This window comes from Streptomyces sp. NBC_01352 (assembly GCF_036237295.1).
Lineage (GTDB): Bacteria > Actinomycetota > Actinomycetes > Streptomycetales > Streptomycetaceae > Streptomyces > Streptomyces plumbiresistens.
The window spans coordinates 2,793,999-2,817,383 of record NZ_CP108354.1; the positions used below are offsets into that span (position 1 = coordinate 2,793,999).

General features: G+C 69.8%; 39 protein-coding genes. 5 read left to right on the plus strand and 34 right to left on the minus strand.

The window, feature by feature from the left end:
- Window position 1 precedes the first annotated feature (1 nt).
- From OG252_RS13085 to OG252_RS13155, 15 genes are all read right to left on the minus strand, one after another.
- The gene (locus tag OG252_RS13085) at window positions 2–2,836 is read right to left on the minus strand and encodes a hypothetical protein (RefSeq protein ID WP_329336083.1); all 2,835 of its coding nucleotides are present in this window, start codon (window positions 2,834–2,836) and stop codon (window positions 2–4) included.
- A gap of 34 nt (window positions 2,837–2,870) precedes the next feature.
- Window positions 2,871–4,667, minus strand: a complete 1,797-nt coding sequence (locus OG252_RS13090) for a hypothetical protein (protein WP_329336085.1) — start codon at window positions 4,665–4,667, stop codon at window positions 2,871–2,873.
- 204 nt (window positions 4,668–4,871) lie between these two features.
- The gene (locus OG252_RS13095) at window positions 4,872–5,300 is read right to left on the minus strand and encodes a DUF1360 domain-containing protein (RefSeq protein ID WP_329336087.1); all 429 of its coding nucleotides are present in this window, start codon (window positions 5,298–5,300) and stop codon (window positions 4,872–4,874) included.
- A 5-nt stretch (window positions 5,301–5,305) separates the two neighbouring features.
- Window positions 5,306–6,724 (minus strand): terminase large subunit domain-containing protein, encoded by a 1,419-nt coding sequence (locus tag OG252_RS13100; protein WP_329336089.1) that lies wholly within the window; start codon window positions 6,722–6,724, stop codon window positions 5,306–5,308.
- 28 nt (window positions 6,725–6,752) lie between these two features.
- Window positions 6,753–7,472, minus strand: coding sequence for an HNH endonuclease signature motif containing protein (locus tag OG252_RS13105; RefSeq protein WP_329336091.1), 720 nt, complete (start codon window positions 7,470–7,472; stop codon window positions 6,753–6,755).
- Window positions 7,473–7,481: 9 nt separating this feature from the next.
- Complete coding sequence (locus tag OG252_RS13110) at window positions 7,482–8,060, minus strand: glycosyltransferase family 2 protein (protein WP_329336093.1); 579 nt, start codon at window positions 8,058–8,060, stop codon at window positions 7,482–7,484.
- A complete protein-coding gene (locus tag OG252_RS13115) occupies window positions 8,057–8,260 on the minus strand; it encodes a hypothetical protein (protein WP_329336095.1) in 204 nt (67 codons plus the stop codon). The genes OG252_RS13110 and OG252_RS13115 overlap by 4 nt, the downstream gene beginning before the upstream one ends.
- Complete coding sequence (locus tag OG252_RS13120; RefSeq protein ID WP_329336097.1) at window positions 8,257–8,697, minus strand: class I SAM-dependent methyltransferase; 441 nt, start codon at window positions 8,695–8,697, stop codon at window positions 8,257–8,259. Before OG252_RS13120 ends, OG252_RS13115 begins: the two co-directional genes overlap by 4 nt.
- 129 nt (window positions 8,698–8,826) lie before the next feature.
- A complete protein-coding gene (locus tag OG252_RS13125) occupies window positions 8,827–9,495 on the minus strand; it encodes a glycosyltransferase domain-containing protein (RefSeq protein WP_329336099.1) in 669 nt (222 codons plus the stop codon).
- Window positions 9,492–10,337, minus strand: coding sequence for an NAD-dependent epimerase/dehydratase family protein (locus tag OG252_RS13130; RefSeq protein ID WP_329336101.1), 846 nt, complete (start codon window positions 10,335–10,337; stop codon window positions 9,492–9,494). Before OG252_RS13130 ends, OG252_RS13125 begins: the two co-directional genes overlap by 4 nt.
- Window positions 10,316–10,993, minus strand: coding sequence for a glycosyltransferase family 2 protein (locus tag OG252_RS13135; protein ID WP_329336102.1), 678 nt, complete (start codon window positions 10,991–10,993; stop codon window positions 10,316–10,318). Before OG252_RS13135 ends, OG252_RS13130 begins: the two co-directional genes overlap by 22 nt.
- Before the next feature lie 81 nt (window positions 10,994–11,074).
- Complete coding sequence (locus OG252_RS13140) at window positions 11,075–11,485, minus strand: hypothetical protein (RefSeq protein ID WP_329336104.1); 411 nt, start codon at window positions 11,483–11,485, stop codon at window positions 11,075–11,077.
- Between the two features lie 237 nt (window positions 11,486–11,722).
- Window positions 11,723–12,019: a hypothetical protein gene (locus OG252_RS13145; RefSeq protein ID WP_329336106.1), complete on the minus strand. Its 297-nt coding sequence runs from the start codon at window positions 12,017–12,019 to the stop codon at window positions 11,723–11,725.
- 39 nt (window positions 12,020–12,058) lie between these two features.
- Window positions 12,059–12,649, minus strand: coding sequence for an HNH endonuclease signature motif containing protein (locus OG252_RS13150; protein ID WP_329336108.1), 591 nt, complete (start codon window positions 12,647–12,649; stop codon window positions 12,059–12,061).
- A gap of 19 nt (window positions 12,650–12,668) precedes the next feature.
- The gene (locus OG252_RS13155; RefSeq protein WP_329336110.1) at window positions 12,669–13,007 is read right to left on the minus strand and encodes a hypothetical protein; all 339 of its coding nucleotides are present in this window, start codon (window positions 13,005–13,007) and stop codon (window positions 12,669–12,671) included.
- A gap of 85 nt (window positions 13,008–13,092) precedes the next feature.
- On the opposite strand from OG252_RS13155, the gene OG252_RS13160 reads away from it, so the two are divergent.
- From OG252_RS13160 to OG252_RS13170, 3 genes are read left to right on the plus strand one after another with little or no spacing between them, the layout of a single operon-like run.
- On the plus strand, window positions 13,093–13,314 hold the full coding sequence (locus OG252_RS13160; RefSeq protein WP_329336112.1) for a hypothetical protein: 222 nt from the start codon (window positions 13,093–13,095) through the stop codon (window positions 13,312–13,314).
- Complete coding sequence (locus OG252_RS13165; protein WP_329336114.1) at window positions 13,311–13,661, plus strand: hypothetical protein; 351 nt, start codon at window positions 13,311–13,313, stop codon at window positions 13,659–13,661. Before OG252_RS13160 ends, OG252_RS13165 begins: the two co-directional genes overlap by 4 nt.
- A complete protein-coding gene (locus tag OG252_RS13170) occupies window positions 13,658–13,840 on the plus strand; it encodes a hypothetical protein (RefSeq protein WP_329336116.1) in 183 nt (60 codons plus the stop codon). Before OG252_RS13165 ends, OG252_RS13170 begins: the two co-directional genes overlap by 4 nt.
- 55 nt (window positions 13,841–13,895) lie before the next feature.
- Here OG252_RS13170 and OG252_RS13175 read toward each other — a convergent pair whose 3' ends face one another.
- The 10 genes from OG252_RS13175 to OG252_RS13220 all read right to left on the minus strand — a co-directional run bounded on the left by OG252_RS13175 (window position 13,896) and on the right by OG252_RS13220 (window position 18,709).
- On the minus strand, window positions 13,896–14,249 hold the full coding sequence (locus OG252_RS13175; protein ID WP_329336118.1) for a hypothetical protein: 354 nt from the start codon (window positions 14,247–14,249) through the stop codon (window positions 13,896–13,898).
- A 235-nt stretch (window positions 14,250–14,484) separates the two neighbouring features.
- The gene (locus OG252_RS13180; protein WP_329336120.1) at window positions 14,485–14,649 is read right to left on the minus strand and encodes a hypothetical protein; all 165 of its coding nucleotides are present in this window, start codon (window positions 14,647–14,649) and stop codon (window positions 14,485–14,487) included.
- Window positions 14,650–14,985: 336 nt separating this feature from the next.
- Complete coding sequence (locus OG252_RS13185; RefSeq protein ID WP_329336121.1) at window positions 14,986–15,657, minus strand: hypothetical protein; 672 nt, start codon at window positions 15,655–15,657, stop codon at window positions 14,986–14,988.
- Window positions 15,657–16,172 (minus strand): hypothetical protein, encoded by a 516-nt coding sequence (locus OG252_RS13190; RefSeq protein ID WP_329336122.1) that lies wholly within the window; start codon window positions 16,170–16,172, stop codon window positions 15,657–15,659. The genes OG252_RS13185 and OG252_RS13190 overlap by 1 nt, the downstream gene beginning before the upstream one ends.
- A 14-nt stretch (window positions 16,173–16,186) precedes the next feature.
- Entirely contained in the window at window positions 16,187–16,666 is a 480-nt protein-coding gene (locus tag OG252_RS13195; protein WP_329336124.1) for a hypothetical protein, read from the minus strand.
- Window positions 16,663–16,863, minus strand: a complete 201-nt coding sequence (locus tag OG252_RS13200; RefSeq protein ID WP_329336126.1) for a hypothetical protein — start codon at window positions 16,861–16,863, stop codon at window positions 16,663–16,665. The genes OG252_RS13195 and OG252_RS13200 overlap by 4 nt, the downstream gene beginning before the upstream one ends.
- Entirely contained in the window at window positions 16,860–17,816 is a 957-nt protein-coding gene (locus OG252_RS13205) for a hypothetical protein (RefSeq protein WP_329336128.1), read from the minus strand. Before OG252_RS13205 ends, OG252_RS13200 begins: the two co-directional genes overlap by 4 nt.
- 85 nt (window positions 17,817–17,901) lie before the next feature.
- Window positions 17,902–18,081 carry a hypothetical protein gene (locus OG252_RS13210; RefSeq protein ID WP_329336130.1) on the minus strand — a complete coding sequence of 60 codons (180 nt, stop codon included), beginning with the start codon at window positions 18,079–18,081 and terminating at the stop codon, window positions 17,902–17,904.
- The gene (locus OG252_RS13215; RefSeq protein ID WP_329336133.1) at window positions 18,081–18,236 is read right to left on the minus strand and encodes a hypothetical protein; all 156 of its coding nucleotides are present in this window, start codon (window positions 18,234–18,236) and stop codon (window positions 18,081–18,083) included. The genes OG252_RS13210 and OG252_RS13215 overlap by 1 nt, the downstream gene beginning before the upstream one ends.
- Complete coding sequence (locus OG252_RS13220) at window positions 18,233–18,709, minus strand: hypothetical protein (protein WP_329336135.1); 477 nt, start codon at window positions 18,707–18,709, stop codon at window positions 18,233–18,235. The genes OG252_RS13215 and OG252_RS13220 overlap by 4 nt, the downstream gene beginning before the upstream one ends.
- 203 nt (window positions 18,710–18,912) lie before the next feature.
- On the opposite strand from OG252_RS13220, the gene OG252_RS13225 reads away from it, so the two are divergent.
- Entirely contained in the window at window positions 18,913–19,212 is a 300-nt protein-coding gene (locus OG252_RS13225) for a helix-turn-helix domain-containing protein (RefSeq protein ID WP_329336137.1), read from the plus strand.
- Window positions 19,205–19,630, plus strand: a complete 426-nt coding sequence (locus OG252_RS13230) for a DUF6221 family protein (RefSeq protein WP_329336138.1) — start codon at window positions 19,205–19,207, stop codon at window positions 19,628–19,630. The genes OG252_RS13225 and OG252_RS13230 overlap by 8 nt, the downstream gene beginning before the upstream one ends.
- Window positions 19,631–19,910: 280 nt before the next feature.
- Here OG252_RS13230 and OG252_RS13235 read toward each other — a convergent pair whose 3' ends face one another.
- The 9 genes from OG252_RS13235 to OG252_RS13275 all read right to left on the minus strand — a co-directional run bounded on the left by OG252_RS13235 (window position 19,911) and on the right by OG252_RS13275 (window position 23,188).
- Window positions 19,911–20,042, minus strand: coding sequence for a hypothetical protein (locus OG252_RS13235; RefSeq protein ID WP_329336140.1), 132 nt, complete (start codon window positions 20,040–20,042; stop codon window positions 19,911–19,913).
- A complete protein-coding gene (locus OG252_RS13240; RefSeq protein WP_329336142.1) occupies window positions 20,039–20,266 on the minus strand; it encodes a hypothetical protein in 228 nt (75 codons plus the stop codon). Before OG252_RS13240 ends, OG252_RS13235 begins: the two co-directional genes overlap by 4 nt.
- On the minus strand, window positions 20,263–20,742 hold the full coding sequence (locus tag OG252_RS13245; RefSeq protein ID WP_329336144.1) for a hypothetical protein: 480 nt from the start codon (window positions 20,740–20,742) through the stop codon (window positions 20,263–20,265). Before OG252_RS13245 ends, OG252_RS13240 begins: the two co-directional genes overlap by 4 nt.
- Window positions 20,739–20,912, minus strand: a complete 174-nt coding sequence (locus OG252_RS13250; RefSeq protein WP_329336146.1) for a hypothetical protein — start codon at window positions 20,910–20,912, stop codon at window positions 20,739–20,741. Before OG252_RS13250 ends, OG252_RS13245 begins: the two co-directional genes overlap by 4 nt.
- A complete protein-coding gene (locus OG252_RS13255) occupies window positions 20,909–21,145 on the minus strand; it encodes a helix-turn-helix domain-containing protein (RefSeq protein ID WP_329336148.1) in 237 nt (78 codons plus the stop codon). Before OG252_RS13255 ends, OG252_RS13250 begins: the two co-directional genes overlap by 4 nt.
- A complete protein-coding gene (locus OG252_RS13260; protein WP_329336150.1) occupies window positions 21,142–21,318 on the minus strand; it encodes a hypothetical protein in 177 nt (58 codons plus the stop codon). The genes OG252_RS13255 and OG252_RS13260 overlap by 4 nt, the downstream gene beginning before the upstream one ends.
- Window positions 21,315–21,737: an SLOG family protein gene (locus tag OG252_RS13265; protein WP_329336153.1), complete on the minus strand. Its 423-nt coding sequence runs from the start codon at window positions 21,735–21,737 to the stop codon at window positions 21,315–21,317. Before OG252_RS13265 ends, OG252_RS13260 begins: the two co-directional genes overlap by 4 nt.
- 259 nt (window positions 21,738–21,996) lie before the next feature.
- Complete coding sequence (locus OG252_RS13270; RefSeq protein WP_329336155.1) at window positions 21,997–22,812, minus strand: hypothetical protein; 816 nt, start codon at window positions 22,810–22,812, stop codon at window positions 21,997–21,999.
- Window positions 22,813–22,900: 88 nt separating this feature from the next.
- Window positions 22,901–23,188, minus strand: a complete 288-nt coding sequence (locus OG252_RS13275) for a hypothetical protein (RefSeq protein ID WP_329336157.1) — start codon at window positions 23,186–23,188, stop codon at window positions 22,901–22,903.
- Window positions 23,189–23,385: the final 197 nt, after the last annotated feature.

Consider the following 23,385-nt stretch of genomic DNA (forward strand, 5'->3'; position numbering starts at 1 on the left):
CTCACCTCCCCCCGGGGTGGACGCGGCGCGACAGCATCCGCATCACGATCCGCACAGCCGCGGCCTCCTGATCCGACTGCGACCGACCCCACGCCACCGTCGGACGACCAGCCGCCACCAGCGCCTGAGGCTCACCCGACGCCACCCGCGCGCGCATCTTCGGCACCGGGAAACCGGGCACATTCACCGCGAGGAGCCCCACCAGCCGCAGCTCGCCGCCGATCCGCCGCCAGTCACCACTGACCTGGCCCGCGGCCTGCAGCTCGTACACCTTCAGCGGATCCGCGCCCGGCCGGATCGCCCCAGCGACCCAGATGCCGTGCGCGTCGTTGCCGACCGCGACATCCGCGACCGCTGCGCCGGTGTTGTCGTAGTGCTCGGCCGCAGGGGACGCCCCGTAGTGCAGCGGCGCATGCCCCGTGCCCACGGTGATCTGACCGACCGCCACCCGGGTCCCGTCCGCGCACGCGACCTCGCCGGTGCGGTAGTACGGATGGGCGTCCTCGTGCGGTGGCTGCACGCACACGTCGTCCTGGCCGATGTGGCACGAGCCCCACTGTGCGGCGTGCCCGTAGATCCGGCCGTCGTCTGTGACCGTGATCGGTGTGGGCAGCGACAGGTGCGGGTCGGAGAACCAGTCGACGGGCGGCCGGAACACCTCGGCGGCCGCGGTCACCGCGGCGAGTTGGGCCGGCGGGGCCTCGGCTTCCCGCAGGGTGAGCAGTTCGGCCTCGGAGACCGGGGTGCCGCCGGCCACGACGGCGCCGGCCTCGTCGAGGAGGGCGATGTACGCCTCGGCGAACGCGGGGATGTCGACCAACGTGGCGGCGCGGATACGGCCGCCGTGGAAGACGACCTTCTCCGGCTGCGCGAAGAGCATCTCGAAGATGTCCTCCTCCTCGCCGCTCTCTGCGGTGCCCGCGTTGACGTCCTCGGGGAAGACGTATTCGACGTCGGCGTCGGCGATGGAGTCGGCGTCGATGCTGACGCCGCGGAGGAACTTGCCTTCGATTTTGGCGTGGACGCGGCGGCCGTCGTCGTCGGAGAGGTCGAGGACGCCTTCGCCCATGATGAGGCTGCCGTCGCGCCAGATCTTGTCGATGCGGCCGACGTTGACGGCGATGGTGCGGGCTTCCCCGCCGTGGCTGTCTTCCTTGTTCCAGCGGAGCGGGACGGGGAGTTCGGCCCAGGTCAGGGCGTCGGTGGCGAACTCGCGGCCGTCGCCGGTGACGATGCCTTCGACGGCGAGGGGGCCGCGCCAGGGTGCGGTCTTGCCCGCGTAGTCCATGCTGTCGTCGCCGTCGTCGGCCGGCTCGTCTGGCTCTTCGGCGGCAAGCTCGGCCAGCTGCTCGTTGGCTGCGGCCTCGGTGTCGTGGCAGCCAACGAGTTCGCTGGTGTCGGTCTGGACGACGGCCCACGGTGTGTCAGCACCGCAGTCCGGGTGGTCCTGCTCGATGCGGTACGGCACGGCGCCGCCTCCTTCTGGGTGGGTCGTGGGGATTGTGGCCGCACTCGCCGCCAAGATCATTCCGGCTGCGGCTTGCTCACTCTCCTGCGGCCACACCGTGACGAGCGTGCCGCGGCAGCGGGCGCCTCCGAGGCAGCCGGTGTAGCCGCCGGACGGGTAGGCCTCGCGTGCGTCGGGGAGGGTGGTGTAGCGGGCGCCGTCGACCTGTCGACAAGGAGCGCATGAGTTGCGATCGAGCGCCTCGCTGGCCACGTATTCGGCCGGAGGCGCGACCGCCAGCACCGCCATGCGGCCCTCGTTCTGCGCCGCGGTCATCGCCGCGCCGATCTGCTCCTCCACCGCGGCACCGGACAGGGCTGCGAGGTGCTCGTCGACCTGCGCCGCGACGTGCTGCGCGCTGCCGGAGCCCCACACGCGCATCGCTTGCCGGACACCGGACTGCACCAGACCAACCCCCAGGACGCGTGCGGCTGTGCGGCCGACCTGCCGCAGCCGGTCTCGGATCGCGGCCGCGGTGAGCGCCTCGTCGTCCAGCGACCAGTCCGGGATGGTGACGCCTTGGGCTTCGGCCTCGGCCTGCTGCGCGTCGCCTGCCTCCCGCGCGTACGCGATCATCCGGGCGATGAGAAGCCGGGCCCCGTCGTCCGTGTCGACGGCGAACGCGTCGAGCCGGTCGAGGTCATCAGCCTCAGCGGCAGCCTGGACGGCGGCGGTGATCTGCTCGCGCTGCGCTGCCTGGATCTCTGCCCACGCTTCGGTCGTGGCGTCGACGGCTTCGTGCCAGGCCTTGTCCATGGCGGCGAAGTCGACGCGGGACGCGAGCTCCAGCTCGGTGGGCTGACGGCGCAGCGGACCGGCCGCCGCAGTGACGGTGCCGCCGAGAGGGATGTCCGTGTGGTCCCCGGCGAAGGCGACTCGGATGCGGTCGAAGGTGACGTCACCGAGGCGCTCCTCCAACGCAATGATCAGGTCCAACTCGTCGGAATAGGCCGCACAGATATGGGGCTGCCAGGGCGAGTGCTGCGCCGGGATGGACTCGTGTAGCCCGCTCTGCAAGAGGCCCGTCAGGGCAACACCGCGCGCGTTCTCCAGCTGCGCATAGTGCGGCGCGTCCTCAGCGTCGCCGACCGACCACACCCATGAAGGGCTGTTGCTGTCCGCGTTCCAGTGAGCTGCACCGAAGGCCTTCCCGAGCACGAACCCGTAGCTGAGGAAGGGCGCCTCGTTGGTGATGGCTTCGATCAACGCGGCACGTTGCTCCTCGCCGAAGTCAGCGCCCTCGCCAAGGAAGTACAGCGTCAGATGCAGCTGGTCGGCAGCCTCGCCTCCCTCGATCGCCAGCCGCTCCGCATCCTCCGGCGTCGGCATCAACGCGATCATCGCGCCAGACATGTGCGAGCCGTCAGCCGCGGCTGTGAGCGAACCCATTGGAGCTCCGAGTCGTCGAGAAGAACCCGCCCGTATCCATGAGCGGAGAGAGCTGACCGATCGTGAACCGGCCGAACGCATCCAACCGGGCCTCATACACCCCGGACGTGCCCGGTCGGGGCAGGCTGTGCAGCTTCAGCCCGGCATGCGTGAACGGGCACGAGTACGCGTGCTGCGAGCACAGCGCCGGATGCAGCAACTCCGGCGGCCGGCCCGCCGCGAACCTGACCGCGTGCAGGGCCTGCGCCTGCTTCGCCATCCGTTCCGAGCGCTGCACGGCCGCCGCCTCCCGGATCTGCGCAGCGACGTCACGGGCCTCGTCCGCGTCCGGCGGGGATCGGTCCTCTGCCGGTGGCGGATCCTCGGTCCTGACCGGCGGGGTCTGCCCCGTGTCCGGGTCGAGCGAGACGATCTCGACCGGCTGGCCGGTGAGGAGCGACAGCGCGGAGGGTGCGGCGGACGGGAGGGTCTTGATGATGACCTTGAGGGCCTGCTCCTTGAGTTCCTCGGCGGTCGGCTTGTCCGACTCGTTGAAGCCGGTCTCGCGGCGGAGTGCAGTGCCGCCGATCTCCATGCGGTCGTAGGCGTCGAAGGCGTTGCCGGACCTGTCCGGGCGAAGCGTCAACTCGCTCATGTCGTACCAGACGACCCAGTTCGCCCAGTCCTTCACGCCGGACGCCTTCAGCCGGGGCTGGAGGTATCCCTGGGTGACGGCCTGGCAAATCAGCTCGGCCTCGGGTGCGATGTGCGTTTTCAGGGCGCCCTCTTCGAGCTGCCAGGCGCCCCAGTGGTTGACGTCGCCCATCCCGAGGAGGATCTCGGCGGGCATGTTCAGCATGGTCGCCAGCCCTTTGATGGCGGACTCGCGTTTGTCGAGGATCTTCTCGTCGAGCTGCAGCGTGAAGTCAATGTGGCGGATCTTGTCGACGTACTCGCCGGGCACCTTGATGGGGATCGGTACCACTGCGGCCGCGGTGCCTGGGTTCGCGATCGCGGTCGCCGCGATGTCGATCCACTCCTCGACGAACGGATCCGCAGCGTCGGCGAACTCTTCCTTGACGGGGAAGATGACCTCGTCTGGGAAGAGCACCACGCCTGCGCTGGCCAGCCGGGACAGGAACTGGGACATGATGTAGCGGTTGATCAGCTCCAGTTCGCGCATCTTCCCCCGCGCGGCCCGGGCCGGGGAGTCCGCCTGGTAGTGCCGGCGCTTGTGCGGCCGCCACACGCGGGTGACGAGGGAGTCGGTGCCGAGGGAGCGCCAGCGGGCGCCGTTGTTGGATGAGGTTTCGTCGACGACTTCGAAATGCCCGCGTGCGGCGCGGACTTCGTCGATGGAGCGGACGGTCCACTTCTCGATGCCGTTGACGGTCTCGCCGATGAGGTAGCCCTCGCCGGGTACGGCGAGCTGGGTGCCGAAGCCGGACATGAGGGAGGCTTGTCCGGCGACGCCTCCGCCGAGGGTGGTCATCAGGTCGACGGCGGTGCCTGCTTCGGCGCGGACGGGTTCATCGGCGCCGGGCTCCAGCTTCGCGGCGTAGAGGCGGACGCGGGAGAGCATCGCGGCGACCCATTCGACGCCGTAGCGGAATTCGCCGAGGTCGTCGTAGAAGCCCCACGCCTCTTCCTGCCAGGTTTCGGTGTTGCGGATGAGTTCGGTGCGGGGTTCGCGGACGGGGACGGCGGACGCGGTGAGCGCGGCTGGTTCCGTAGTCGGGATGTGGGCTGCAGGCAGGCCACCGCGTCGGGTGAAGACGTCGTACCAGGCCATCTGTTCTCCCTGCTCGCGGTCTGCGAGGGGAGGTTAGGCGCGGCGCAGAGAAGATCATTCCGGAGATGGGTGAGGGCCGTCCGCGCATATGAGTCGCGGACGGCCCTCTATGCCGCCACCCTGAGACCAGCGAGAGGAAGGCCCCGGTTTCCCAGGCACCTCAGATCGTACGGGCCTCAGAAGCCCTCGGATTCCGGCCGCGCATCACGCCCACTCCTGCGCCGCGATCAATGCCCCGAGCCCCCACACGGCAGGCCAGACCAGCAGCGGCACCGCCAGACCCACCGACGCCCACACCCCAGCCGTCACCCCGAGCGCGATCCAACCAGACGCGCACCAGGGGCAGGAGATCAGCTCGGCCAGCCAGAACGGAGACCGACGGGTCCGGTGCACGTACCGGTGCAGCTCGCCGTCGATCAGCTGCACCTGGCCAAGTCCGGCCATCGTGGCGGACTGCCCTTCCTCCATGACGGGAAGCGGCTTCGTCTCCTGCTCTTTCAGCGTGAGCGGCCGCCAACCTCCGGCGAGCCGGTCACGCAGCCACAACACTGGCGGGAACGTGTCGGCCACAATAAGCCGGGTGAGCCGATACACGGCGAGCGACATCACGATGAGCAGCAGCCACAGATCCATGCCGGTCACCGTAGCCGCCCGCCGCCGATCTGCTTTCTGGCCACATCCCCACCCAACGAACCCACACCACGCGCAGACGTCCCCACCAGCTTCAACTGCCAGGCCGGCCACACCATCGCGTCCAACCTGTCCGGTGACCAGCCGAGCTCCGGGTACCAGGTCGCGAGCTGGTCCTCCAGCTCATCGAACACCCCGGCCATGTGCCAGCGCCCTTGCGCGGCAAGCGCCGCGACCGGCTGCGCACGGACCACCTTGCCCCGCGTCGCCGTGACCGTACGGATCGGAATGTCCACACCGAGAGCCTCGGCCGCCGTGCGCAGCGTGGCCACGCACATGGCCCCGCCATAGTTCGTCTCGGCCAGCACTTCATCGGCTTCCCAGTCGATCGCGGCCTGCACCGCCCGCCGCCCCCACTGGTCCGGCGACAGCTTGCACGACCGGTCATCGAGGACGAAGCCATGATGCTGCGGCCGCTCCTGCGCCTGAGCGCGCACAAGGAGCGCATCCTCAGGATCCAGCGATCGGCCCGGCAGCGCGTGAGGCAGAAGAAGCCCGGACTTCCCCACGACGACGATGCCCTGCTCGCCGGCACCGCCCGACGGGTCGACACCGACCGAAATCCGGGTGAGGTCGGGCACCTCGTCGGCCCGCACCCGGGTTTCCTCCAGCGTGGCGCGCGTCCACAGGGCTTCGGCTACCTCGTCGATGAGACGGCCGTGGAGTTCCTGCGCTCCGATGTCTGTGCCCGCGTACGTGTCCTCCAACGCGTCCTTGACGGTCTGCTCGAGATGCGGGTTGTCGTACATCGTGGCGTGCGTGTGGACGATGCCCCGGATCTCACCCGCGAGCATCCGCTTCAGCAGCGGCCGGGGCTTCGGCGTGGTCGCCGCGATCCAGTGCGGGCGCGGCCCGGAGCGGAGCCCGAAACGCAGCTGGTCGTAGGTTTGCTCCATGTACCGCCACGTCGCGAACTCTTCGAGGACAGCGAGGCACGAGTTACCGCCGGCGCGCAACCGTTCGACGTCTTCGGGGGTGTGCGATCCGTACAGCTTGGCCTGGGATCCGTTGGGCCAGCGGATGACTGTTCCGCCGGGGGCTTGGACGAGGCGGGCGCCGGGGTCGGCGTTGCGGATGCCGCCGGGGCCTTCGTACATGGAGGTGACGCCGTCGCCGAGGGTGGGGGCGATGATGCTGATCCAGTGGGGGACGGGCCCGGGGAGGCAGGCGGGGCCGTTGACGTGCTGTCGGACGTACTCGGCGCAGGCTTTCGACTTTCCAGCACCTCGGCCGGCCATCAAGAGCCATCCCGTCCAGGCCCCAGGCGGGGGAATCTGGTGGGGTTGTGGCTTCCAGCGTGGGGCGAGTTGGGCGTCGAGGAGGGCGGCGGCGCGTTGTGCGATGCGGGCCTTGTCCTCGGTGGTCATGGTCGGATTGTGACGGCTGTCGGACGGCTCACGGTCCGGACGGGGTCACCAGCGCATCAGGGAGCACCTTGAATCGCCGCGCCGGGCTGCGCCCCCGCTTGCCCGGAGGCCGTTCCGGAGGCGGCAGGAACTGGATAGCCCCCGCCCGTTCAAGGGCTGCGAGCGCAATGTTCACGTCGTCCATCAAGACGCACCACTTCTGGCTGCGAACTCCAATCAATACCTCCCTTGTGCTCACGGGTCCATCGGGGCACTTCTTCTGAAGCCAGGTCAGCACAGAACGTGCTGCAAGATCCGCGTCAGGGGTCCGTTCCTTCTTCTGCTTCTCGCGCCATTCCTTGGCGTAGGCGGCACGGCGCGCTCGCGCTTCGGGGCTCTTCTCGTTTTCGTTGTGGCACTTCCGGCACGAGCGAGTCCCGTTCGGCTTGCGATACGTGTTCTCTTCGTTGAACTCGTGGCCCTGGCAACAGTGCGTCTGTCGTGCCTTCATCCCTCGCTCGGCGTTCACCTTTGCGGTCACAGGCTCAAGGTGCGACGGGCGGACGCATGCACGGTTCCGGCAGAGATGATCCAGGTGCCCGGCCGGTATGGAGCCGTGCTCTGTCTCGTAAGCGATTCGGTGGGCGCGGTTACTTCCCTGGCCCATCACCTTTGGCCGACTTGAAAGCCCGTATCCATCACGGTCCTTGTAGCCGAGCCAGACCCAACAGCCTTCTGTGATCTGCACATTCTTCCAGAAGTTTTCCACGGCATAATGCTACCGCTTTGCGTCGCCGCGCGATGAAATTCCGCTCGTGTTCCCATTATGGTGAAACCAGGTCCAGCTAATCCGTGGCAGGTGGACGATCTTGGCTCCGGCGGTGATGCAGCCGAGTGTGAACTGGAAGTCTTCGCCGCTGACCTGGACGTTGGGGTCTCGGGCGAAGCCGACCTGTTGGGCGAGCTCTGTGCGGACGAGGATCGTGATCGTCGTGCTGTTCGGCGCGGCTGGGTCGAAGGGCTTGCCGTAGAACATCGGGAACGGGTCTGTCCCGCCGACGACGCGGAACCACGGGTACACGTAGTCCGCGCCGGTCTCCTTCGCACAGACGAGCAGCTGCTCGATGTGGTCGGGGTCGAGTTCGTCGTCCGAGTCGAGGAACGCCGTCCATTCCGTGTCGACGAGCGCGAGGCCGTGGGCGCGGGTGATGGCGGCGCCGAGGTGGTGGATGTCTTCGGCGAGGATGTGGTGGACGGGGACGGTCTGTTTGCGGACGGAGGCGGCGGCGCGTTCGAGCATGCCGTTGGCCTTCCGCTGCGCGTGGAAGGGCGTGACCACGCTGACGCCGGGCTTCACCCCGTCCGCTCCTCTGGCTGAGGGCACTCCTCGAACACCGGCCCGATGTAGACCTTCACCGGTCCGGCGAGCGTGAGGGGGCGGCCTGCGTCCAGGGTGAGTTCCACGCTGGTCACGCCGTGGAGCCGTTCCATTGTCTGTGTCTGGAGGCCACCGCAGTCGGGGCACAGCCGCAGGTTGTGGATGCAGTCGCTGGTCATCGCGGGGTGCCCTTCCAGAGGATCTCGTTGTCGCCCTGGATCAGCAGCTCGTGCGTGGTCCAATGCCGGATCCCGTAGTCCGCGTTCGCGGCGAAGCTGCCGTCGAAGTAGTGGAACGACGGGATGCACCAGAAGCTGACGTGCGTCGGGTCCGCGAACGCGTGCCACGTCCCCGACAGGGCATTCGGCACCCGGATCTCGAAGACCCCGCCGGGACGCAACACTCTGTGCGCCTCGTTCATCACGTCGATGCGGGGCTGTCCGGCTGGGATGTGTTCCATCACGTGCGAGGCCCGGATCGCCTGCACGCTGCCGTCTGCGGCTGGCCACGGCACGACCTGCGCAGGCCGCTGCCACTCGCCGACACCGTGGGTCGGGTCGAGGTTCGTCCATCCGGCCTGGACCAGGTGGCCGCCGCCGATCTCGATGCTCGTCATCCGTGCCTCACTCGTAGTCGTCAAGGTCGAAGTGCCCGCACTTTGAGCACTCGTACTTATGGTTCGGCGGCTGCGGATCGGCCGGTTTGAACCAGTCGTGCTCGCCGCCCTTCGGGCACCCGTCGGCTGTCATCCGTGCCGCGCGCTCCCCTCGTAAGCCAGCCACGGCGTGGCCAGATGCATACCCGGCAACGCCGTCGGGCGCAGCCCCGTCTCCCGCAGCGCGAACGGCTGCGAGATCTGATCCTGAAACGACCACTCGTACGTCTCGTGCAGCCACCGCGCGCCGAGCTCCCGCACAGCTGCCGTATGGCGGCGGGCGATAACTCCCGTTGCCCACAGACCCCATGCCTCCGGATGCCCGGCCTGCCGGTACGACTCAGCCTGCTCCAGCACCGGCTCACCCACGTACTTCGCCAGCCGCGCCGACTCTTCGGCCTCCGCGAACAGACAGTCCCGCCACGGATGCACGAACTGCGCGATCGGCTCCGCCTCGGTGAGCCCCGCCGTCGCCTCGACCACGAACTGAGTGGAGACCACCCGGAACGAGGCGTCCACCCACAGCGAGACGGGCGCGTCTGTGTACTTCCACGGCTCGTACTTCGGATGCTTCGCCGCACGATTCGGATGCACGCCCGGACGCGGCTCGTGGACGACCGTCCACCCCTGCGCCTGCTCGGCATCCGGCACGCTGTCGGTGACGACGATCCACTCCACATCCGCCCCGGCCTGCGGCAACACCGGCTTCAGCGCATCGTAGGAGTCGTAGATCGCCGTGATCAGCGCAGCATCGCTCATACCGGAGACCGATACCACTCCACCGACGCCGCCACCCGCGACCAATCATGCTGCGGCTTCCAATCCAGACGATCCCAGCCCTCCCCCTCCGCAACGATCCGCGTCGGCCGCTCACCCGTCCGCATCGGCAGATGCTCCACCCCAGCCGTCGACCCCGTCGCATCCAGAACGAACTCGGCGAGCTCGTTAACCGTGACCGCCTGCCCAGTGCCGGCATCGAACGTGACGTCGTCCCCGTGGGCTGCGGCATCGACGAGCATCCGCCCGACGTCGTCCGCGTGGACGAGATCCATGGTCTGTTCGCCGTCACCCCACACCGGGAGCGGCCGACCCTCCCACGCGGCCCGCGCGAACGTCGGCACGATCTTCTGCGGATGCCCAGGCCCCCACTTCTGGCCCGGTCCGTAGGCGTTGAACGCGCGGACGTGGGAGACGGGCACCCCGTATGCCTCGTGCCAGGCGGTGGCGAGCCGGTCGGCGCACACCTTCGTCGCCGTGTACACGGAGGGGAAGACGGGCGGCATGGTGATGCCCACGTACCTGGCGCCGTTCTGTTCGCACCAGCGCAGGATGCGCAGCGCGCCGATCACATTGGCGTGGACCGCGGACTCCGGCGCATCGAACAGCTCGCTGGTGCCGAGCATCCCGGCGAGGTGGACGATCGTGTCCGCGCCCTTCAACGCATCGAGGCTGCCCAGGATGTCGTTGCCGTGGGCCCGGTCGAACGACCACGCCTCATGACCGGCCTGCTCTGCCGCTTGGATGGTGGCTTGTCCGAGGAAGCCGCTGCCCCCGGTGACTGCGATACGCATGTGGCTCCTCACCATGGGGTCGGGCCCCACTTTTTGCGGAAGGTCTCCCGATCGCGGCCTGCTTGTTCGGCGAGTTCGGGGCGTTCGTTGGTGGAAATGTTGGGGGCGCGGTGTTCGACGGGGATTCCGGGGACGAGGAGCGAGCCGCCCTGCTCGCGGGCCTCCCAGTCGAGGCTGTCGTCCGAGAACCACCAGGCCATCGACTCGTCGAGGCGCAGGCCGTGTTCGCCGCGGAGCATGTACGCGAAGCCGGTGATCCGCTGGCGGAGGTCGATCGGCTCGGCCTTCGTGTGGAGGATCTGCTGCCGGCCACCGTGCTGGTCCGGGTAAGCGAGCACCGCGGTGGTCGACCGCATCGCCGCCGACAGGGTTTCGATCCAGCCGGGCGGGATGACGACGTCGGAGTTGAGGACGGCGATGTCCCACTCGTCGGCGCCGGCCCGGTAGGCGGATGCGTCGGAGAGAGCGATGCCGACGTTCCACAGGGTGCTGATGTTCGGCGGATCAATGGGCAGGGAGACGACGCCGACCTTGCCGTGCCACGGCTCGGGGTCGATGGGCGGGTTCGACAGGTTGTCGATGACGATGACCCGGTCCACCTGGTCGACGACCGAGCGGAGGCAGTCGTCGAGGAGATCGTGCCGGTCGCGGGTCGGGATGACCGCGGCCCGGAAGATCCCGCTCACGCTGTGGGCGCCGGCGCGCTTGCTGGTCTCATGCGCGGCAGGATGCCAGCGGAATCCGCGCCCTCATTCCGGAGCCGAGGTTCAGCCCGTCGCGGGGAGCTCGCCGGTGCCGAGGAGGTGCTGCTGCGCGGCGCCGAGCGCGAGCACACGCTGGTCGTGGTCGAGGTTCAGCGCGTCGAGCGCGGCAGCCAGGGCCGTGGCGACGAGCTCGCCCTCCAGATCCAGGCGGCGTTCCAGCGCGACCATCACGCCGGCGTCGACGGCCTGCTTCGCGGTGGCCGCGGCGAGCTTGCGTTCGAGGCGGGATTGGGCGAGCCACGGGTTGAGGGAGGCGGGCGGTTTGAGGGGGTCGCCTCCGGCTTCGACGTGTTCGCGCATTTCGTTGGCGAGGACGTTGTCGACCCAGGCGGCGCGGCCGGTGGCGGTGCGGACGAGGTTGAGGAGTGCTTCGTGTGGGGTGACGTTTTGTTCGGCGGCGAGTTCTTGGGCCATGGCCCAGGCCTCCTCTACGTGTTTGTTGGTGCCTTTGTGCCAGATGCAGGTGCCGAGTCCGGGGTGGCGGGTGCCTTGGCCTGCGGGGTTGGCGCACATGCGGCCGTTCAAGTTTCGGGCGGGGCAGCGGGCGGGGTAACGCATGGGGGGATTGTGGCCCGGGATCGGCGGGTGATCTTCCGGGCGCATGGATGAGGCCCGCTCCCGGGGTGGGGCGGGCCCTCTGCGCGCGTCAGGTCAGGCGTCGTACGGCTCCCGGCGGATCGTCCGCAGAGCGTCCCCGCGTGCGTGGCGGTGTACATGATCGGGGATCGGCTTCCCATTCCGTAGGGCCCGGAGCGCGTCCACGGTGTCTGCATGCTGGCTCTCCAGGCGGGCGCGGGTGCCTTCCCATTCGGCGAGGGCGGTCTCGGCGCCGACGAGGGTGAGGGCGCCTTGGCTGGCTTCGGCGAGGACGCGTGCGGCGGAGTCGCAGGTCATGTCTCCGGCGGCGGTGGCGCGGCCATAAAACTCGATGTCGTCGATGAGGGCCATGTGGTTCATCCTGTCGTGTCGGGCGGTCAGGCGGCGGGGTCAGCCCTGCGCCTTGCGCTTCTTGTACGCGGCTACGTGAGCGTTGTTGCAGGTGCGGCACTGTCGGTGGGTAGGCGTCCGGTAGTAGGTGTTCTCCGGGGTGAACTCGTGGCCGTTCGCGCAGTGGGTCTTCGTCGCGTTGACTGCGCTGAAGCTGACTCCGCGAAGAGCGTTCTCCCGCTGCGTCACCGGCTCCAGGTGAGCGGGGTTGACGCATCGGCGGTGAGGGCACGACGGTCCGCCCGCGCAGTCCTGGGCGCTGGTGTGGCACAGGTGGTCGAGCTGCAAGCCGGCGGGTATCGGCCCTACAAAAACTTTGTACGAGACCCTGTGTGCGGTTCGCGTCTTGCCGTCGTCGTCGAGCATGGCCCCATAGCCGCCCGGATTGATGTACCCCTCGAACACCCAGCAGCCCGAGACGTCTACGCGGATCTTGTCGACGAGTCGCTCCTTCACCGGGCGGGCATTGCTGCTGCCGACGCGGGTGATCTCGCCAGAGTTGAGTGCCGCCACGTAGCAGCGCTTGCAACGCTGCTGCGAGTAGACGGGGCTCTTGCCGCAGACCGGACAAGGGGGCTTCGGCTTTCCCATGTGCTGCTCTCCGTGTGCTCTATGCGGCCAGCGCGAGGCGGGCAGCGGCGATCTTGTATGCGGGCTTGCGGGGGCGGTAGATGACGGCGATGGCGGCGACCTCGGCCGGGGTGTAGCGGGTGCAGGTGCGGCGCTGGCCGTGGGTGTAGCTGACACCGGGGGTGCCGGTGGCGTTCGCCTTGGCCGCGTTCTTGCGGAGGGAGCTGGCCACAGTGCGCGCCTCCTTCACACCGAGTCCGGCGGCGATGACGTGCGTTGCGAGGGTGGCAACGCCTTCGCGGCGGATCTTCGCGGTGGCGCGCTGGGTGCGGGTGCGGGTCTTGAGGGTGGCGCGGCGGGTGCGGTTGGCGGCGATCATCTTGGGCTTCCCCCTGAGCTTGGTGGCTTGCCACCATCATGGCAGAGGAGTTGACCGGTGGCAAGCCACCCGCGATAGTTGGTCCATGGCCACCGACGAAGAACGCCGAGCCCAACACCGGCACAAGCACAAACAGCGCGTCATCCGAGGCGCACCCGACGCACTCTGGGACGACCTTGACGCCGCCACCAAGACAGCCGGGACCGACCGGTCCGCCGTCACCCGGGAGTTCTGGGAGTGGTACGTCGGACGGCCCGGCGCCGACCTGCCCAAGCGCCCGGCGGGCAGCGAGGAGAAGACCGGATGAGCGAGTTCGCAGACGACGCCCTCGGCCGCTACCTGGATCAGCAGCCAGGTATGCGCGAGGCACTCCTTCACGACCCGGTACAGAAGGCGCAGATCGAGGCCCTACGCCAGACGCTGACCATGATGGAACGCGCGCTGGCCGACGAAGGCATCCCGGACGAGGTGCGGCACCGGCTGATCAACCGGATCATCTGGGGCGACCCCGAAGGCCGCGTCGACGTGCACGCACGGATGACCAGCGTGCGCAAGCAGATGCTCGCCGCTGACCTGCCGCCGGACCTCGCCCGGGCGTGGTGGGAGTTCCCCAGCGCGGGCCCGGTGCGCCCGGACGAGGAGCCCACCCCATGACGCGCATCTGGCTCTACACCGTGGCCTTCCCCGGACTCCTCGGACTCGCGACCATGGCAGCGATCGTGCTCCCCGGCGACGACCTCACCCTCACCCGCCTGCTCGCCGGATGCGGCGCCATGATCGCGGTGCAGGTCATCGGCGGCTACCTCGGCGGCCGGGCATCCGTGCGCCGGTAGCCCACCGCATGACGAAGGCCCCGCCCGGAAACGAGCGGGGCCGCTTCACGTCCGGCTACGAACGCGCCCGCGGATCGTCCGCCATCTCCAACCCCTCAATCAGCGCCTCCATGAACGCCCGATTCCCCCGCGACGGGATCTCCTCATCCACCAACCCCAGACACGCGGGCGGCGTCCGCGGATCGTCCTGCCACTCGCCAGGGTTGTAGTTCCAGTCCTCCCACCCCGGGGCCTCCTCAGAGACGGCGACGCTGCACTGGCGCATGGTCTCCGCCTGGCTGAGCGAGGGTGTCGCCGTGGGCGTCGGGGTGGCCGTGACAGTGACCGGCTCCTTCTCCGGCTCCCCACCAGACGAACAGCCGGCCAGAGCAAGGCAGGCGGTGGCGAGCAGGATGGTGGTGCGGCGCATGGTCCCCCCAAGGACGTGATGGTGCCGGGATCGTAGCCGCCGGCACCGACACTGCACCTGGGAACGCCAAGACCCCGCTGGACGGGGGGGAATGCCAGCGGGGTCGTGCGCGAAGCGGATCGCAGCCTCAGTGTCGCAGACGACGGCCGGCCTCATGCCAGAAACAGCGGTGGGCCCGTCACCCTTCGCGGAGGTGACGGGCCCGATGGCCGCGCACGGCCAGTCTGGCAGACGGTCAGGCCGCGTCGGGGTCCACACCGTTCTGCTCACGCATCGCCCGATCGGACTGGGTGGTGAACTGCTGACGCTGCTCCGGCGTCCAGTCCGCGACCTGGCCGGGCAGGCTGGCCACGGTGTCGGCCAGCTGCTCGGTCTCGCTCTTGCCGTTGAAGCGGCCCATGATGGTGCTCCTGTCTCTCGGGATGGGTGGACCGGGGCGGCCGGAATCGCCTGGCAGCAGTCGGCCGCCCCGGGGTCTATGTGGGTCAGTGGCCGAACAGCCGGGCCACGATCGAAGCGATCGCCAGGACCGCAAGCAGCCCCAGCAACGCACCCGTGGACACGTACCGGCCGTCCGGATCCGGGCTGCTCCCAGGCACGCGGTCAAGGGACTCACCGTCGGGGACGAGCCCGCCATGCCGGCCGTCACGGTGCTCCTGGCGGTACGCCTCGGCGGCGCGTCTCGTGTCTGGCGGGCTTGCTGCCCGGCACTTCCGGCAGCGGTACACGTACGGCATCAGGGGCTCTCCAACCGCTCTCCGGCCAACTCTCCGACCGGAGAATCCGCGATCTGACCTGCGTCTCCATCGAAATCTCCGCCCGACTCTCCAAGAGGGGAGGGGAGCGGTTGGAGGTCGGCCAGGGCCACCCCCGAGCGGCCGGCCACCAGCCCGATACGGAGGCTGCGACGGACCGGGATACCGAGGTGGTTGAGGGCAGCCCGCAGCTGACCGTTGTCGCGGTCCTCGTGCCCGGGCAGCTCGCGCATCGCCGGGTAGAGGTCGCGGAGGTGGATGCCAGGGCGGTTGCCGATGAGGTCGATGAGCCACTGGGCGAAGTCGTCGGTGGGGGCGCTGGCCCAGGTCTCTTCGTCGACGGGTTCGAACACTGGCGGGGTCATCCACCAGGCGGCCACGCACCACCCGAGGACCGCCCCGGGGACGGCGAACTCGGCGATGTGCGGGGCGTGCCAGCAGCCGTACCCGGCCACGTATCCGGCGCCTGCCAGTGCGGCGAGCCGTTCCCACCGGTCGAAGTGCTCGCCGAGCTCGCCCCAGATACGGCCGGCCAGGACCCGCGACCCGGCCCACAGCGCGTTGCCCGTCCCGGTGAAGGCGAGGATCGGGCGCAGTTCGGCGCGGATCCAGTCGGGGAGGAGCCGCTCCCCTACCCGCTTAACGATCTTCATCAGGTGGCGCCGATCGCCTGCGCACCCGTCAAAATCAGGGCCTGCGGCAGACCCCAGATCCCCCCGGCCTGCGCCCACACCCCCGCCGCGATGATCCCCGTCAACGCGGCCTTCCCCGGGGCCAGCTCACGGAAGTACATGAGCGCGGCCAGCAGCAGCGACACCCCGCCCATCCCCGCGGTGCCGAAGCCGCCGCCGGTGAAGATGCTGGCGAACGCGTCGCTGAGGTTTTGCCCGACGGTCCAGATCGACCCGGCGACCATGTAGAACGTGCCGGCCGCGACGCCCGTCCACTGGGCTTGGTCGGAGGTGAGGCGCTTGCGGATGCGGGACTTCTTCCCCCCTCCGCCGCCTTTGCCGCCCGGCCCGTCCCCGCCGCCGCCCTTGGGTTCGCGGATCCCGGTCCACAGGATGAGGGTGAGGACGGTGGCGACGGCACCGGCGCCCACCGAGCCGAGGATCTTCCCGCCTTCGACACTGACCGCGGGCGCGGCGGCAAGAACTTCGCTGATCACGGTATATCTCCTGGTCAGGTGGCGGCGGGCGCCCACAGGGCGAGCGCGCAGATAGCGGTAGCGAGAGGGATCCGGGCGACCCAGGCGATGCCGGGCCACCAGTGGCGGGTACGCCGGTCCCACACGTGGGCGATCAGCAGACTGCCGCCGACGCCGAGGACGAGGGCGCCGCCGATGCTGGTGGTCGCGGCGCAGTCGGCGACGGCCCCGGCGAACTGGTCGTACAGACCAAGCCCCCAACCAGCTCCAGCTGCGGACGCGTTGTAGAGGAGGCGTCGGGTGCCGGGGCTGATCGCTGCGGCGGCCCGGTCGGGGATGCGGGTGATGGCGGCCGGCGTGTGGGGGCGTGGCCAGTAGTCGGGCTGTGGGGCGAAGGTGCGCGGCCCGTCCTCCGCCTCCTCGGTTTCTTCCTGCTCGGGTTCGATGTCGGGCGCGGCCCAGCCGTCCTTGCCGACCGGAGGCGTCTGCGGCGCCCACCACTCGTGCTCGCTCACGGCAGCACCTGCCCGATCACGGGAAAGGCGGCGAGGAGGAGGCAGGTGACGCCAACGGTGACGGCCGTACCGCGAGCGATCCGCGGCCCCCAGGTCGGCTCGAAGCTCGACCAGGCAGCGACCGCCAGACCGAAGGCGAGGGCGACGATCGCGATGCACACGAGAGCGAGGAGGAACCCTCCGACGGCGGCGATCACGACGCGCTCCGCTCGATGCGGCGCCGTGTCCGGGTGACGGTGTCCGCGGACACGTCCTGTCCGTGGATCTTCCGGACGTAGGACAGGACCGCGTCCTTGTCCGTGATCCCGGACGCCAACGCTGTCCGGACGGTGTCCGCGACGGTCTGTCCGGGCGGGGCGATCGGCCGGACAGGGCGGACACGGGAACGCTGCGACCTGCTGTCCGTCGTGTCCGGACGGGCGTCCATGTCCTCGGCGAGGATCGTCCGGACGGTGTCCGTGTCCGTGTCGATCCCGGCCGCCGCGAGGTGCTCGACGATGTCCTCGGCGTCCGCGTCCGGGAACGTGTCCGCTGCCGCGCGGACAGCCGAGCGGACAGTGGCGTGGCGTCGCCTGTCCGGTCCGGTCTCGGTGTCCGGGGCGGACACCCGCTGTCCGGTCTGGACGGGGTCGAGGAGGTCGAGGCGGACACCGACCGCCTGGCGCAGCGTCTGCCAGGAGCGGCCCGGGTACATCACCCAGCCGAGAGCCGGGATGTGCGGAAGACGTTCAGCGATGAGGCCGCGGGCGGAGCGCTGCTCGTCGCGGATGTCCCGCCGGTGGAGTTCGAACAGCAGCTCCACCCCTGCCGACAGGGATGCGAACCCGGCGGCGGCGGGCGTGCCTCCGAGCTGGTGGCCGTGGTGCCAGTTGAGGATCCCGGCCACGCTGACGAACGCGAGGATCGCGGCGCGGGAGAGGCCGGCGGGGGTGCCGCGTTCGACGGCGCGGCGGGCGTAGGTGGCGCAGATGAGTCCGGCCGCGTCGAACATGACGGAGAGGGCGACGGCGAGGGCGGGGGGCATGCCCCAGGTGATGAGTTGCCCGGAGAGGGACCAGGCGGCTGCGGCGAGGAGCATGGCGAGGACGAGGGCCCATGCGGCGCGGATGGACCAGGAGAGGCGGCGGCCGTTGGCTGCTTGGGTCTTCACGGTGCTCCTCCGGGAGCGGGAAGGGGACCGGCCCGCGCGCCCGTGGGGGAACGGAAGCGCGCGAGCCGGCCGATCGGGGGGTGGGTCAGGTGAGTGCGAGCCCGGCGGCCGCGGCCATGGCGAGGATGAGGGCGATGAGGAGGCAGCCGCCGTAGCTGGTCTGCGGGGCGTTGTCGAAGCTGGCCCGGTCTTGGAGTTCGCGTTGGGAGTGGCCGCGTCCGTCGGTGCGGGGTCGGCGGTGTTCGCCGCCGAAGGTGTCGCCCATCAGCTGCGTCCCCTCGCGTCTTGTTGCGCCATGGTTTGGCGGACGTCGGCGCCGGCCGCAAAGTCGCGGGCACAGTTCTCGACGGTGGCGGGTTCGGCGAGGATGCGGTTCGGTTGCGGTGTGAGGGTGGGCTGGTCGGGCTGCTGCTCGCTCATGCCTGCACCGCCGGGCCTGACAGGGTCTTCGCGTGCTCGTGGATCTGTTCGTCGGTGAACCCGTGGGCGCGGGCGGCGGCCTGGTAGCGGCTGAACGCGGCTTGCTCGTCGGTGGTGAGGAAGTGGCCTTGCTGCTCGCGTGCTTGGGCGAGGCCGATGGCGACGGCGGCCCAGTGGAGGGCGGCGGCGGGGTCGTTGGTGGGGGTGCCGTCGTCGGGCGTGGTCGCCGCCGTGAGGCTCCGTAGTGCGCCGACGTAGGCGCCGCAGGTGGTCGGTCCGGTGATGGTGGGGGTGGCGGTGAGGAGTTGATCGAACGCACCGGGCCCGTCGTTGGCGGTGACGGCCGCGATGGCGGCGACGCGCGCTTGCGGGGTGAGCGGCTCGGTGGGGGCGGTGCGGGCGAGACGCTCGGCGAGAGCGGTGATGGCTGCGCGCGGGGTGTGCTGGTCAGGGGTGGATTGCGTAGGCTTCACGGGCCTGCCTCTTCGTCACGGTTGAAGGTGGGCACCCCCGGCCCGTATGGCGTTCGCAGCGCCGGGCCGGGGGTTTATGCGTTGCAGGGCAACCGGGTGCGGCTTCCCTACGACTCAGCACGTTAGACCCTAGGGTCTAGGCAGTGCAAGACCCTAGGGTCTAAAGTCGGGTTGTCGCGCTCCACGGCACGGAGGGAGCGTCAGTGGACGAGCAGGTCGAGGAGGTGCGTCGACTCTTGGAAGCCATCGAGCGCCTGGAGCAGATGCAGGACGACGAGGCGTGCGCCAAGGCGGTCACGCAGGTACTCGATACCTGGCCCGATCACCATGCGCGCCTGCGTGAGTTGCGTCAGGCGCGGGTCCTGCGGATGAAGGATGCGGGGAAGACGTGGCAGCAGATCGGCGAGGTGCTCGGCGTGCACCCGACGCGGGCGCAGCAGATCGCTAAGGGTCTGCGCGGCACGAAGCGGCCTCCGAAGAAGGAGGGCGGCTCGGATGGATGAGTTCGTGCGGTGGCTCGGCGAGCAGCTCGACACCGACGCGGCGCGCGCGGAAGCGGGCTGCGGGCACGGTGAGGGGCGCTGGCATCACGACTCCTCGCACCCGAACGGGTACGTGTACGACGAGAACGATCAGCCCGTGGTGTACGACGAATCCGCCCCACTGCCGGAGGAGGCCGAGCACATCGCGGACTGGGATCCGGCCCGGGTGCTGCGGGAGATCGACGCCAAGCAGCGGCTGCTCGGCAAGGTGTTCGCCTACGAGGCGAAGATCGATGGCGAGTGGGGATGCTGCCACGACGCAGACGAGATCGCGGCTGGCCAGTGCCCGGAGATCCAGCCGAAGGACATCACCGCGCTGCGCCTGCTCGCGCTCCCGTACGTTGATAAGCCGGGTTATCGGGAGGAGTGGGCGCCGTGAGTGACACCGCTTGGGGCTGACCGCCCCGCAATACAGCAACGCCCCGCCTCGATCAGTGAGGCGGGGCGCTTTGCTGAAGAAGCATCAGCAGGCGTCCGGCGGCAGCCAGCCGAACCGCGGACGCGAAACGAATCGTACGCCCGGCGACTGACACCCGATCGTGGTCTTCCGTACCGGCCGCGCCCGGCGTACGGTCGGTGAACCCCCGCAAGGGGATGCCCTCGAAGGCTCGTGGCCCGCTGTCCTCTCCACCGGCAGCGGGCCGCGGCACGTCCGGGCTTCACTCGGGGTGGCTGCTGCCCTGGATCATCGGCCACCGGAGCCCGCAGCGCCCGCACTCGTACAGGCCGCCCTTGACGACCCTGACGCTTCCGGGGCGGCCCTTGCTGCTGCACGGGACGACGCTGCTCACAGCTGCTCCACGTGCTTGTAGTCGAACATGCCGCAGCGAGGGCACAGGCCACTGTCTTCGGGTGTAGCGGGCGGCTGGTAAGCGGGGCACACGGTGCCGGCGACACCCGTCCACGGAGACGCACGCTCGGCGGCGCGGCGGGCGCGGTACGACATGACGGCGCCGAGCACGGCCACGAGGGCGGCGGCGCAGGCGATGACGGCGGTGATCTGGCTGGCGGTCACGGCTGCTCCTGGGTCTGGTCGTTGGGCGGCACGATCGCGTGGTGGAGTTCGACGAGTCGCTTGTCCCACCAGCGGGCGAGGCTTGCGCCGAGGGGTGGGGGTCCGGCTTTCACCCAGCGTTCGTAGAGGGCGACGGCGCGGGTGGTTGTCTCGGCGTCGGTCGCTTGAGTCGCTGCCGGCGCCGACGCGACCGTCTCGTACGTCTCGGCGAGGACCTCCTCGGCGATCGGGTAGTACTCGCCCTTCACGCCCCGGATGATGTGCTGCCCGGTGTAGACGAGGACCCAGGTGGAGTGCAGCTTGTCGAAGACGGCGGCGGTGGCTTCGGGGTCGTCGGAGTTCTCCCGGTCCTCAGCGTCGAGGGCGTAGAAGGTGCTGGGGCCGCCGGTGAAGGCTTGCACCTCGGCTTCGTTGTCGCCTGTCCATTGGATGGTGTCGACTTCGACGGGGCGTTTGCGGTAGCGGGTGATGGTCATCGGTTCCTCCGTGCTGCGCGGGCCTGTGCGCGTCGTGTGGCGCGGTTGGGCGGGGCCGGGTCGGGTGTGTCGTCGTCGACGTGCTGCTCGGTGCGGATGAGGTGCTGCTCCCAGGTGAGGCCGGGGCGGCCGGCGCGTTCGCCGCGCGGGGTGTTGGAGGGGCCGGTCATCGCTGCGGCTCCGGGTTGTCGGGCCGGGTCCCGATCACCAAGGTGTGTCCGGCGAGGCCGAGGATGCCTTCGGCCCAGGTGAGGGAGAGCGGGCTCTTCCCGGTGAGCATCATCGATAGGTGCTTTGTCGACAGGCCGAGTTGGCGGGCGATTTCGGCTTGGCTGATGCCGGCGGTTTCGATGGCGGCGCGGGTGTGGGTGCGCAGCTGCTCCTCGGCGGTCTGGTCGGTCACAGGTACCTCGCAGGCGCGTTGATCACGGTGGCGTTGTTGGCGGCGTGTGCGGTGATGCCTTGGCCCCAGAGGTCGCGGGGTGTGCGGCAGTGGGGGGTGTCGTCGTCTTCGTCGTCGGGTTCGGGGTCGAAGGTCAGGCCGGGGAGTTCGGTGGTGGTCCACAGGACGGTCATGCGGTGAACCTCCTGGTGGGGATCCCGGCTTGCTCGGCGAGGTCGGCGCATCCGGACGCGCCGTGGGACGGGTGCGGGCCGGGCTTCCGGCAACGTGGGCTGGTGCACGGGCCGATGAAGGCGAGGGCGACGTCGGCGCCGAGCTGGACCATGTGCTGGTTGCGGATGGGGCCGCAGCGTGGCCAGGGGCCGAAGTCTTCGGCGCGGTGGCGTTCCATGGTGGCGCCGTACTTGCGGCCCCATTCGTCTGCGAGTGCGTCGGCGCCGGTCGGGCAGTGGCCGTGGACGATGACGATCTCGCGGTGGATGGCGTCGCGGTGGATGGTGCCGACGACGTCGCCGAGTGCGCGCCAGATCTGGTCGACGTCGGTCCAGGCACGCGAGCCGGTGACGAGGATTCGGTAGGGCTTGTCGTTCATGCGGCTTCCTCGGTGTCGGTGTGGGCCCAGTGGGGCGCGGGGCGGGTGCGAGGCTCTGTGCGCCTCTGTGGCGGCCTGAGAGGGGTTACGGCGGCGCTGGAGACGCAAGGGGCGGTCTCAGGCGCCTCAGCGGGCGCCTGGCTACCGCGACGGGCCCTCGCTGCCCGAAGCCACCGTCTCGGTGGGAACGGCTGCCCCTGATGGCCGAGCATCATCGCGGGGATCGCGACGACGACCGCGAGGTACGCCACCATGCCGATCACGGGGTGGTCTCCTCGTTGGTCTGCACGCCAGCAGACGCGGTGATCGCTCGGACCGCGGCCCGGTAGCGGCGGGCCTTCGCCACCGTGGCGTCGTCCCAGCCGTGCATTGCGGCCGTTTCCTCCAGCGCGCCGTGGGTGCACGTCTCGTCGTGCTCGTCCTGCTCGCAGTCCCAGCCGCAGAGGACGGCCCACAGCCAGGCGTCGACGCGGTACGTCTGCCAGTCGCGGGAGCTGGTGGCGATCAGGGTGTGGAGTCCGTCGAGGGCGGCGGCGAGCGTCTCGGTGTCGGGCTGCTGCTGCGCCTCGTCGGCCAGACGGCGCAGCTCCGGGTTGTCGTCGAGGAACTTCTCCGCAGCGGCGTCCCCCGCCGACTGCTCCAGCCGCCACAGGAAGTCCCGCAGCGCGGCGGCCCGGGTGGTGGTTGTGTCCTCGGACCCGGCAGGCAGCACCGGCGTGGCGGGCGCGTCGTCGGCCATGAGGGCGGCGGTGATCAGTCCCCGGTACTCAAGGGCGGTCCGGCCTACGACGGCTTCCGTCTCCAGGACCGCACGGACTCGCTCGATCGCTTCGGTCTTCCGGTGCAGCGCCTTGCACGCCTGTTCGTAGGCCCACGCGGTCGGGTAGGGCTGCCGGTCGTGGGCGATGGCGAGGTCCCGCTCGCGGTGTAGCTCGGCCTGCTCGGCGTCCGCGGCTGCCAAGGCGGCGTCAGTGATCGCCCCGTAGAACGGGCGACGGCCGTATGCGGTGTCGCCCGCCTTGCGGATCGCTGCCTCGTACCGGGCGCGGCGGTCGGGTGTCGGGTCAGTGGTCATCGTGGCTCCAGGTCGGGTGATCGGTAAGGTCGAGGACGGCCGGCCGGGCGTGTTAGGCGCACGCCCGGCCAGTCCCGTGTGTGGGTGGTCATGCCGCAGTCGACGCTGTCGGCGAGGCGGCCGGGTGGTCGCATTGCGGGGAGCGGCCTGAGCGGCATATCGCGGCCACCTGGTCCATGGCCTGAAGGTTCTTGCGGTCCCAGTCCCGGGCGCGCTCACCGTGGCTGGTCCGGGAGTCCATGATGTGACTCCCACCGGGCCACTCCGTCGGGTTCCAGGGGTTGTAGTCGTTGCGGCGCCAGCCGACGAAGTGGGCGCGGTGGGTGGGGCACAGGTCGTCGGGGATTCGCGTGGTAGATGCCGTGGGCTCGGTCACGGGTTCTCCTGTGGTGGTGTCGGGTCGGGTGCAGAACACGGGCAGGGTCACGGGGTGAGCGTCCGGGCCACCGCGAGGGCGAACGGCGGCAGCGGCACCCCGAGGCGGACAGCACTTCCCACGCGGGGGCCCGGAAGGTGTCGCCGTCGTCCTCGTGGAGAGTCCAGGGTCCGTCGGTGGCGGCGTTGGCGCGGGCT